Origin of the sequence: Novosphingobium sp. UBA1939 (assembly GCF_002336885.1) — a bacterium.
Classification (GTDB): Bacteria; Pseudomonadota; Alphaproteobacteria; order Sphingomonadales; family Sphingomonadaceae; genus Novosphingobium.
On record NZ_DDFB01000074.1, the window covers coordinates 1 to 10,485 of the forward strand.

Here is a 10,485-nt window from a genome sequence, read left to right on the forward strand (position 1 = left end):
CGCTCCTTTTCGGGGCGGGGCGCACGGGATTTGCGCGAATGGATCGCTCGGGAAGCCGAGGCGGCGACATCGAATGAGGATCTTGCCCGTCGCTTCGTTGCGGAGTGTCGCCGCACCCGCACGATCCTTCCCGGCTCCTCGACGATCGAGCGCCTTTGCGCCGATGCGCTGGTTGAGGCCGAGCGCCGGATCGAGGATCTTATCGCCCATCGCATCACGCCAACCCTGAGCGAGAATTTGGCTCACCTGTTGGAGGATACGGTGGATGGTCGCGTCACGCGCTTCGTATGGCTGCGACAGTTCGAGGTTGGCGCAAATTCAGCAGCCGCTAACCGGCTGATGGATCGACTGGAATATCTTCAAAGGTTCGATCTTCCGGCGGATTTGCTGGACGGCGTGCCGGCGCATCGTGTGACCCGGCTTCGCCGGCAGGGCGAGCGCTATTACGCCGACGGCATGCGTGATCTGCCCGAAGACAGGCGGCTTGCGATCCTCGCTGTCTGCACCCTGGAATGGCGGTCATCGCTGGCCGATGTCATCGTGGAGACCCACGATCGCATCGTAGGCCGTCTCTATCGGGCCTCCGAACGCCTTTGCAACACCAGGATCGCCGACGAAAAGGCGGCCGTTCGGGACACGCTGAAGTCCTTTGCCGAAATCGGTGGTGCTTTGCTTGGAGCGCAGGACGATGGCACGGCCCTGGACGGGATAATCGCCACCGGGCCTGGCTGGGAACGGTTCAGAACCCTTGTCGCCACGGCCTCCGCGCTGACCAACGTGCTCGCGGCCGACCCGCTCAGCCGTGTGCTGGACGGCTATCACCGTTTCCGCCTCTACGCGCCCAGGATGCTGCGCCTGCTCGACATGCAGGCGGCGCCGATCGCCACGCCTCTTCTGGCGGCCGTTGCGATGCTGCGTAACGGGATCAAGGTCGATCCGCCGGTGGATTTTCTACGTCCCAACTCGAAATGGCATCGTCATCTTCGCGCTGAGCCCAGCGGCGACCACCGGCTTTGGGAAATCGCGGTGCTGTTCCACATCCGCGACGCCTTCCGGTCCGGTGACATATGGTTGGCGGGATCGCGCCGCTATGGCGACCTCAAGCAGCTTCTGGTCCCGCCACAGGCGATAGAGCAGACCGCGCGGCTCGCCGTGCCGCTGCGACCCGGCGAATGGCTGGCCGAGCGCAGGGCTCGACTGGATACACGGCTGAAGGAGTTTGGCCGCGCGGCGCGAACCGGCACGATCCCAGGCGGCATCATCGAGAACGGCAAGCTGCACATCGACAAGCTGAGGGCCGACACGCCCGAAGGGCCGAGGATCTCGTGCTCGATCTCTATCAACAGCTCCCGCCCGCGAGGATCACCGATCTGTTGCTGGAAGTCGATGAGCGAACCGGATTTTCCGAGGCGTTCACGCATCTGCGCACCGGCGCGCCCTGCAGCGACCGGATCGGCCTGATGAACGTGTTGCTGGCGGAAGGCGTCAATCTCGGTTTGCGCAAGATGGCGGCGGCGACCAACACGCACAGCTTCTGGGAATTGCTGCGGATCGCGCGCTGGCATGTCGAAGGCAGCGCCTATGATCGGGCGCTCGCCATGATCGTGGAGGCCCACGCCGCCCTGCCCATGGCCGCCTTCTGGGGACAAGGGCAATCGGCATCCAGCGACGGGCAGTTCTTCCTTGCTACCGAGCAGGGCGAGGCGATGAATCTGATCAACGCGAAATATGGCAACGTCCCGGGCCTCAAGGGATACAGCCATGTGTCCGATCAATATGCGCCGTTCGCAACCCAGGTGATCCCGGCAACGGTCAGCGAGGCTCCCTATATCCTGGACGGGCTGCTCATGAATGACGCGGGCCGCCGCGTTCGCCAGCATTTTGCCGACACGGGCGGCTTCACCGATCATGTGTTCGCCGCCTGCGCCTTGCTCGGCTACAGGTTCGCCCCCCGTATCCGCGATCTCCCTCAGAAAAGACTCTATGCCTTCACGCCCAACGCGACGCCGGCCAATGTGCGAGCGCTGGTCGGAGGTAAGATCAATGAACCGCTCATCGAGCGCAACTGGCCCGACATCCTGCGCATCATGGCGACGATCGCAGCGGGGATCGTCGCCCCCAGCCAGATTCTTCGCAAGCTCGCCTCTTACCCGCGCCAGAATGAGCTGGCCCTCGCATTGCGAGAGGTGGGCCGCATCGAGCGAACCCTGTTCATGATCGACTGGATTCTTGATGCCGGCCTCCAGCGCCAGGCTCAGATCGGCCTCAACAAGGGTGAGGCCCACCACGCCCTAAAGCGCGCCATCAGCTTCCACCGCCGAGGTGAAATCCGGGATCGATCCGGCGAAGGCCAGCACTATCGCATCGCCGGAATGAACCTGCTCGCCGCCATCATCATATTCTGGAACACCATGAAGCTCGGCGAGGTCGTCAATACCCGGGCCGCCAGCGGTATCCATATCGCGCCTGATCTACTCGCCCACGTCTCGCCGTTGGGATGGGAACACATCAATCCAACCGGGGAATATCGCTGGCCCAAATCCTTAGCGTAGGATTCCGCCCCCTCCCGCAAACGCCCCCTACGATTGAGAAGCGCGGCGGAATCTCTTAGATTGATCGCTGGAGGCTTTGTTCGCGGAGACGCGCACATTGCCTTCTTTTCGTTTTAGGAAGCGCTGCCCTAAGCGACAGAAGCCAGAGCTTTGACAATGCGGCATTCCGCGATGGAGCCGACCATGTATCTTGATCCTATCGGTGCAGACACGCGATGATGGCGGTCACGACGGCGGTGGTTTCCGCGACGTCGCGCACCCTCACTGTGTCGAGGCCGATTTCAGCAGCGGGATAGTCATTCCCACCGGGGAATATCGCATCCCCAATGAACAGCATCCCGTCGAGCGGGACACCGCTCTCGGCACTCAGGCGCTTCAGGCCATAGCCCTTGTCGATCCCTGCTCTGGTCACGTCGATCGATGTCGTGCCACCGAGATTGATCGAGAGCTCCGGCAGCTTTGCGCGCAACGTGGCCTGCAACGCGGTCCTCTTCTTTCGGTCAGGATCCCACGCTTCCTTTTCCTTCAGCGGCGCTGCCTGCCCCAGGCCCGAAAAGGTGATCTGGCTGCCCCGGTCCTCGATCCGTTCGCCCCAGATACGTTCGTCGGCGAGACCGGCATCGGTCAGCGCCTGATCGAAGGCCGTGCGGATCTTCGCCTTCTCCGCGTCGTCGAACAGTTCGGCATAGACCGCGCGCCAAGCGCCATTGATGAACCGATAGAGTTTCGTGCCTGTGGTCGGCATCAACCAGAGACGGTCGAGCGCGACGCCGGCAGGAAGGCGCGAGGCGATCTGCTTTTCGAACTGCGGCCAGTCCCCGCCCGAGATCACCGCCACATCCGTGATGGCGAGCAATCGGGCGAGGATTGCGGCCATATCCTCCGATAACGGCCGCTTGCTCTCGGCAAGCGTGCCGTCGAGGTCGAAGGCGATCAGCCACTTCATGCCGCCTTCCCTGCCGGATCGCGGTAGGCGAGCAGCCTGAGCGCATTGATGACGACGAGCAGCGTCGATCCCTCATGAACCGCCACCGCTGGCCCAATGCCGAGGCCGAGGATGGTAGCAGGCACCAGGAAGGCGACGACACCCAGGCTGACGAAGACGTTCTGCCGGATGATTCCACGGGTATGGCGGCTAAGACCGACTGCGAATGGCAGGTGCGCCAGATCGTCGGCCATCAGCGCCACGTCGGCTGTCTCCAGCGCAACGTCCGACCCCGCCGCGCCCATCGCGATGCCGACCGTGGCGCTTGCCATCGCCGGCGCATCGTTCACGCCGTCGCCCACCATCGCGACCTTGTCTTCGCCGGCGAGCTTCTTGATCGCGGCAACCTTGTCTTCGGGCATGAGGTCGCCCCACGCTTCGTCGATCCCGACTTCGTCGGCGATCGCTTCGGCGACTTTCTGGTGATCGCCGGAGATCATTATCATCCGCGACACGCCCATCTCGTGCAGCCGACGCAACGCGGTCTTGGCAGCTTCGCGAGGCGTGTCCATCAGGCCGATCGCGCCCAGGTCGCGGTCCCCCTTGCGGACCACCATTGTCGTGCGGCCGTTCTCGCGCAGCTTCGCGATTGCGTCCTGCGCGCCCTGCCCCAGCGCCGGAATGCCCTCACTTCCGAACATCTCGGCCTTGCCGATCCACACCGTCTCGCCATCCACGCTCGCGGTGACGCCCCGACCGGTCAGGCTCTTGAGGTCGCCGGCAGTCGGCACGGCACGATCGTTCAGACGTTCGCGGCCGTCCTTGACGATCGCTTGGGCCAGGGGATGGTCGCTCAACGCTTCGACGGCGACAGCCAGCGCCAGCAACTCGCCTTCATCGGCGCCATCGACGGGCACGACATCAGTGATGCGCGGACGACCTTCGGTCAGCGTGCCCGTCTTGTCGAAAGCGATCGCTTTGAGCGACCCGAGGTTTTCGAGCGGTGCACCGCCCTTCACGAGCACGCCGCCCCGCGCTGCACGGGCAACGCCCGACAGGACCGCGCTCGGCGTTGCGATCGCGAGCGCGCACGGGCTTGCCGCCACCAGCACCGCCATCGCGCGATAGAAGCTGTCGCGGAACGGCTCGTCGACGACCACCCATGCGAACAGCAGGAGCACTGACAGGACCAGGACGGCGGGCACGAAGATCCGTTCGAACCGGTCGGTGAAGCGCTGCGTCGGCGACTTCTGCGTCTCCGCTTCGCTCACCATCTTCACGACCTTGGCAAGCGCGCTTTCATTGGAACGGCGTGTCACCTCGATCTCGATCGCGCCGCCGCCGTTGATCGTACCAGCAAAAACCCGGCTTTCCGCGTCGACTGCATCGGGCTTGGCGCGTGCCGCTGCGGCATCTGCGACCGGCACCTTGTCGACCGGGATGCTTTCACCCGTGACCGGGGCCTGGTTGATCGCGCTGGTGCCCTTGATGACGAAGCCGTCGGCAGGCAGGCGCTCGTTCGGGCGGACGATGGCAATGTCCCCGACGACCATCTGCTCGACCGGGATTTCGCTGGTCTGCCCGCCGCGTCGCACGGTCGCGGTTTCGGGCGCGAGCTTCGCCAGCGCCTCGATCGCCTTCTTGGCGCGGCCCATTGCATAATGCTCAAGCGCATGGCCGAGGCTGAACAGGAACAGCAGCAGCGCACCTTCGGCCCATGCGCCCAGCGCAGCGGCGCCGGCCGCAGCGACCAACATCAGCGTGTCGATCTCGAACTTCTTCATCCGGAGGTTGTCGATCGCCTCGCGCAGCGTGAAGAATCCGCCGAAGAAATAGGCTGCGATATAGCAGGCGGTCGGCAGCCATTCGGGCGCGCCAGCGACCAGCCTCTCGATCGCGTAGCCGATCCCCAGCAGCGCGCCACAGGCGAGCGCGAAGATCAGCTCGGTATTGGGGCCGAGAAATTCGGCGTGGCTATGGTCGTGGCCATCGCCGGGGCCGTGCTTCTCTTCGCCCGCGCCGTGGCCCCCGGGGCCGTGGTCGTGGCCGGCATGTTCATCGGCAGCGACCCGCTTGCCCACCCTCACCTTCAGCTTGCGAAGCGCAGCGCGCACCTCCTCTTCGGTGGTTTCGCGGCGATCATATTCGACCCGGACAGACCCGCTGGTGCTGGCGCTTGCCTGGACCACGCCGGGCAAGGCGCACAGCGCATCGCTGACCGTGCGCGCCCGACGTTCGTGGTTGATCCCCGTCACCTGCCAGATCGCATGGCCGTAGCGCTCGGTGATTTCGGCACCTGCGGCGCGCACCATTTCGCGCAACCGTGGCAGCGGCAGCTTGGCGGCATCGAAATGGATGCACAGCGCCGCTGGCGTGTTGCCGTCGAGACAGATCACATGCGCCCGCTCGACACCTTCGCGCTTTGACAGGGTTGATACGAGACGGTCCAGGCAGGCATCGGCCGCGTCAGGAAGGTCCGGCAACAACACTGGAATGTCGAGTTCGAGCTTGTCGTTCATGACGACCTCCTTTCGCTTTTCTTGGTTTCGGCGCGCGCGTCGCGCAGGATTTCGACACCGCCCTTGATGGCGATGATGGCGGTGGCGAAGCCGACCAGCAGGTCCGGCCAATTGGTACCCAACCACAGCACCAGCACGCCGGCGATCAGGATGCCGCCGTTGGAAATGAAGTCGTTGAAGCTGAAGGTGGTTGCGGCCCGGAGATTGACGTCCGGATCCTTGAGGCGCTGGAGCAGCCGCAGGCAGAGGTAATTCACGACGCCGGCGATCGCGGACATGACCATCATGGTAGGTCCGATGGGCTCGCTGCCCTGCACGTAGCGCCGTCCGACATCGATCAAGATGCCGCCCGCGAAGATCAGCAGCATGACGCCCGAAGCGACCGCGGCGCGTGTCTTCCATGTCTGGCCCCGGGTGAGCGCCACAAGGCTCAGCGCATACACAGCCGTATCGGACAGGTTGTCGACGCCGTTGGCGATCAGCGCGCTCGAGTCCGCGAAGAAGCCGGAAACGAAGAAGCCCGCAGCGATCGCCGCGTTCAGCAGCAGGACGATCCACAGTGTGCGGCGCTCCTGCCCGCCATTGTTGTCGTTGCCCGGGATCATCCCATCATCTCCTCAAGTGTCAGCAGGGCCAGGAAGCCGACGAAAAACATCGAGCTGATGAGCGGGGTGTCGGGTTTCTCGTGCGCCTCGACCAGCAACTCCTCCGTGACGAGGTAGAGCAGCGCCATCAGCCCGAAGCTGAGGAAGCCGGCGATCATCACCGGCGACAGCGCGGCGACCGGCACGGCAGCGAGCGCGCCGATCGGCAGCAGCAGGGCCAATGCCGAGACGATCACGATGATGCGCAAGCGCGAGCGATAGGTTTCCGCCAGCTCGTCGGTCAGCGTCAGTCCCAGAAATAACACTTCCAGAGTGAGCGCGATCGTCAGCAGGAGACCTGCCTTCTCGCCCGCCACGAAAGCGAGGCCGAGCACCAGGCCGTCGACCAGAATGTCGATGCCGATCGCGGCGAGTAGCGCCATCGGCCCCTTGAAGCGGGCCTCAAGAGCCTTGAGCCCCAGCATGGTCGCGACGCCCGCCGCCCCGCCGATCAACGTCGCGCTGGGCGATGCCTCATGCTTGACCTGCGGCAGGATTTCGGTCGCTGCCGCCGCGAACACGACGCCGGCAGCGAGATGCTGTAGGCCCGCCACGAGGCCAGGTTTCAACTTGGTGCGGCTCGCGACAATCGCGCCGAGCACGACCGCCAGCACAGGCGCAAGCGTATAGAGCAGTGCCTGCATTTCCTAGGACTCCTCCGGGGTTCGGTGGCAGACGCGGATCTTCCCGCGTCGCGTGAACGCGATCGATCCGCCCGCCACGACAGCCCGCGAATGGTCGCCGCGAAACTCGTCACCGGTTCGCTGCGCGCGCAGGATCTCGGTCCTGCCCTTCGGCAGCCAGGTGACGGCCATTTTCAAGCCGTCATCGATGAAGTCGACATCGGCGCGTGTGCCGTCGTCGCAGTACATGATGCGCTGCGCGATTAGTTTCGACGTCAGATGCTTTTCATGCGCCGGCTCGGTAGGCTGGGTCGGCGCTGGATTACACGCCCCTATAACCGCCCCGGAGACGAGAACGACGCCGAGGCGCGCGATCGCCAGACCGGCCCGATTCAGGCCGCACAAGGTTGTCACATTTGAAATCGACGTGTCAGACATCGGTCTCTTCCGACGAAGCGCCCTGTGGCGTTCGAAGGCAGGGCAGTTCATCGCGTGCCTTCCCGCTCGCAGATCCGGGTACGGCCATCGCCTTCCACGATGGTGAGCTGCGACCCCTTGAAGGTCGCGGTGGCTGTTTCGCCGACATATTGCAGGCCCTGCGCTGGCGCGGTCAGCATCATCGGCGGTCCCCCGTTGGAGCGCCGCAAATCGATCTGCAGGCCGTTGTCCTTGTAATCGACGAACAGCGGTTCCCCGTCGGAACAGCGATATCTATGCCGCCCCATTTCCCCGGTCGCCACGGCGCTGTCGGACGAATGGATCTGCTGCTCCGTTGGCGGGGCTGGCGGCTTTCTTTCCGAGCACGCCGCGAGCCCGACAACGAGGATGACGGCGGGCAGCACCCGCTTACAGTGCATCATCATCGCGCCTTCCTCCTGTAGCGGAAGGGGACGCGCTGACGATTGATAGCCCGGGCAGGCTGACCTACCCGCCAGCGGAGATAGGTTGCGAGGCGATCGTCAGATTCGACCATCAGGGATCGCAGGCGGCGCAACATCATCGCCGCGAACGGCAGGGAGAGCGCCCCGCGCAGCGTGCAGCTATGCGTTAGCCTGGTGCCGCCATCGTCCCCCGCCAGCTCGTACCGCTCTTCGAGCGTGAACAGATAGGGGATGCCGCAGGACCAAGCGAAGGCGTGCGGTTTATCGAATCGATCAATCCGTGCTGGCGTCCGAATTGGCCGGGTGATGCCCTGGATCGCAAAGGTGCATTCTGTGTCGCCGAGCCGGGACGGATCATCGAGAAATACGAGCGGACTCCACGCCCGGCGATGATCCGGATCGGTGAGTGCCGACCAGATGCGCAGTGGCCCGCCGTGAAGCATCGAGCTGGTTATGGTGCGAGGCATATCCCCATCTCCCAGAGATGGGCGGGGCGATCGCGGATCGCCCCGCCCATCCATCAGGCCAAGTTGTTCACGAAGGTCTGACCGTGGTCGTCCCCTTCATGCTCCTCATTGTAGTGCTCGGGTTTCTCGATCACTTTCTGCCCGAACCGGGCATAGAGTGTCGGCAGCACGAACAGCGTAAGAAGCGTCGCCGAGATCAGACCGCCGATGACGACCGTCGCCAAAGGCTTTTGAACCTCTGCGCCGGCGCCTTCGCCCAGCGCCATCGGCACGAAGCCGAGGCTGGCGACTAGCGCGGTCATGATGACGGGTCGCAGACGCTGCATCGCGCCAACATGCGCGGCTTCCTCGCGGCTCATCCCTGATCGGATCAGATCTTGGATCGAGCTGACCATGACGAGGCCGTTGAGGACCGCGATGCCCGAGAGGGCGATGAAGCCCACTGCCGCCGAGATCGAGAAGTCCATGCCCCGCAGGAACAGCAACAGGACGCCGCCCACCAGCGCGAAAGGCACGCCGGTGAACACGATCGCGGCGTCGCGGACCGATCCCAACGCCCCGTAGAGGAGCAGCAGGATCAAGATGAAGCAAGCCGGAATGACCAGCTTCAGCCGTTCGCTTGCCGATTGGAGGTTCTCGAACTGGCCGCCCCATTCGAGATAGGTGCCGGCAGGCAGCCGGAGTTGGCTGCCGATCGCCGCCTGCGCATCCGCCACGACGGATCCGACGTCGCGGCCACGCACGTTGGCTTGCACCACCACGCGCCGCTTGCCGTTCTCGCGGCTGATCTGGTTCGGACCATCGACCACCTTGATCTCGGCGACGCTGGACAGCGGTACATAGCCGCCGCCTGCCACCGGCACCTGCACCTGTTGGAGCAGGCCGATGTCGGCACGCTGCGCCTCCGACAGGCGGATCACCACGGGGAAGCGACGGTCGCCCTCGAAGATCTGGCCCGATGTTCGCCCGCCGATCGTCGCAGTCACGGTGTCCTGCACATCCTGAGCCGTAACGCCCAACCGCGCCATCGCGTCGCGGTTGACGCGAATGTCGAGCATGGGAAGACCGGTCGTCTGCTCCACCTTCACGTCCGCTGCGCCTTGCGTTCTGCGCAGCACCGCCGCGATTTGCTCGGCCGTCCGGTTCATCTGGTTGAAGTCGTCCCCGAACACCTTCACCGCGATGTCGCCGCGCACGCCGGCGATCAGCTCGTTGAAGCGCATCTGGATGGGCTGGGTGATCTCGTAGGCATTTCCCGGAATCTTCGCGAGATTACCCTCGATCCGGCTGACCAGCTCCTCCTTGGGAAGCTCAGGATCCGGCCAATCCTTGCGCGGCTTCAGGATGACGAACATGTCGGTCGCGTTCGGCGGCATCGGGTCGGCCGCCAGCTCGGCGGTGCCCGTCTTGGAATAGACGAATTGCACCTCCGGCTGCTTCGACATCATCCGCTCGATCGGCACCTGCATCGCCTGGCTCTGCTGGACCGACGTTGCCGGAATGCGGAGCGACTGGATCAGCAAATCGCCTTCGTCGAGCTGCGGCAGGAACACCGAGCCGAGCGTAGTGAAAGCAAGCGCCGCCACCACAAGGCTTCCCACACCCGCACCGATCGTCAGCGTCGGGCGCTTCATGGCCCGGTCGAGACCGGGTTCGTAGCGCTTCTTCAGCCACGTGATGATGCGGCCGTCCTTCTCCTCGACCTTCTTCGACAGCCAGATCGCAATCATCGCCGGCACGAAGGTGAGAGAGAGGATGAAGGCGAAGGCGAGCGCGATGATGACGGTCAGCGCCATCGGTCCGAACGTTTTACCCTCCACGCCGGTCAGCGTGAGCAGCGGTACGTAGACGAGGATGATGATTGCCTGCCCGTA

The 10,485-nt window shown here is 64.4% G+C and carries 8 protein-coding genes and 1 pseudogene; 1 reads left to right on the forward strand and 8 read right to left on the reverse strand.

What is annotated here, in order from left to right; translation table 11 throughout:
• A pseudogene (locus B3547_RS10260) lies at positions 1 to 2,552 on the forward strand (Tn3 family transposase); the annotation flags it as partial.
• Between the two features lie 196 nt (positions 2,553 to 2,748).
• On the opposite strand, the gene B3547_RS10265 reads toward B3547_RS10260, so the two are convergent.
• From B3547_RS10265 to B3547_RS10300, 8 genes are all read right to left on the reverse strand, one after another.
• Positions 2,749 to 3,498, reverse strand: a complete 750-nt coding sequence (locus tag B3547_RS10265; protein WP_004212890.1) for an HAD-IIB family hydrolase — start codon at positions 3,496 to 3,498, stop codon at positions 2,749 to 2,751.
• A complete protein-coding gene (locus B3547_RS10270) occupies positions 3,495 to 5,996 on the reverse strand; it encodes a heavy metal translocating P-type ATPase (RefSeq protein WP_004212886.1) in 2,502 nt (833 codons plus the stop codon). The genes B3547_RS10265 and B3547_RS10270 overlap by 4 nt, the downstream gene beginning before the upstream one ends.
• Positions 5,993 to 6,601, reverse strand: coding sequence for a cation transporter (locus B3547_RS10275; protein ID WP_004212885.1), 609 nt, complete (start codon positions 6,599 to 6,601; stop codon positions 5,993 to 5,995). The genes B3547_RS10270 and B3547_RS10275 overlap by 4 nt, the downstream gene beginning before the upstream one ends.
• Positions 6,598 to 7,284 carry a ZIP family metal transporter gene (locus B3547_RS10280; RefSeq protein ID WP_004212882.1) on the reverse strand — a complete coding sequence of 229 codons (687 nt, stop codon included), beginning with the start codon at positions 7,282 to 7,284 and terminating at the stop codon, positions 6,598 to 6,600. The genes B3547_RS10275 and B3547_RS10280 overlap by 4 nt, the downstream gene beginning before the upstream one ends.
• A gap of 3 nt (positions 7,285 to 7,287) precedes the next feature.
• A complete protein-coding gene (locus tag B3547_RS10285; protein WP_004212881.1) occupies positions 7,288 to 7,701 on the reverse strand; it encodes a hypothetical protein in 414 nt (137 codons plus the stop codon).
• Between the two features lie 47 nt (positions 7,702 to 7,748).
• Positions 7,749 to 8,126 (reverse strand): hypothetical protein, encoded by a 378-nt coding sequence (locus tag B3547_RS10290; protein WP_004212880.1) that lies wholly within the window; start codon positions 8,124 to 8,126, stop codon positions 7,749 to 7,751.
• Positions 8,123 to 8,611, reverse strand: a complete 489-nt coding sequence (locus B3547_RS10295; protein ID WP_004212879.1) for an SRPBCC domain-containing protein — start codon at positions 8,609 to 8,611, stop codon at positions 8,123 to 8,125. The genes B3547_RS10290 and B3547_RS10295 overlap by 4 nt, the downstream gene beginning before the upstream one ends.
• 53 nt (positions 8,612 to 8,664) lie before the next feature.
• A partial coding sequence (locus B3547_RS10300) for an efflux RND transporter permease subunit (RefSeq protein ID WP_292962778.1) occupies positions 8,665 to 10,485 on the reverse strand: 1,821 nt, incomplete at its 5' end.

Excerpts from the sequence above, each read along its gene's own strand:
- B3547_RS10265 (WP_004212890.1), bottom strand. The coding sequence starts at position 3,498 with ATGAAGTGGCTGATCGCCTTCGACCTCGACGGCACGCTTGCCGAGAGC.
- B3547_RS10270 (WP_004212886.1), bottom strand. The coding sequence starts at position 5,996 with ATGAACGACAAGCTCGAACTCGACATTCCAGTGTTGTTGCCGGACCTT.
- B3547_RS10275 (WP_004212885.1), bottom strand. The coding sequence starts at position 6,601 with ATGATCCCGGGCAACGACAACAATGGCGGGCAGGAGCGCCGCACACTG.
- B3547_RS10280 (WP_004212882.1), bottom strand. The coding sequence starts at position 7,284 with ATGCAGGCACTGCTCTATACGCTTGCGCCTGTGCTGGCGGTCGTGCTC.
- B3547_RS10285 (WP_004212881.1), bottom strand. The coding sequence starts at position 7,701 with ATGTCTGACACGTCGATTTCAAATGTGACAACCTTGTGCGGCCTGAAT.
- B3547_RS10290 (WP_004212880.1), bottom strand. The coding sequence starts at position 8,126 with ATGATGATGCACTGTAAGCGGGTGCTGCCCGCCGTCATCCTCGTTGTC.
- B3547_RS10295 (WP_004212879.1), bottom strand. The coding sequence starts at position 8,611 with ATGCCTCGCACCATAACCAGCTCGATGCTTCACGGCGGGCCACTGCGC.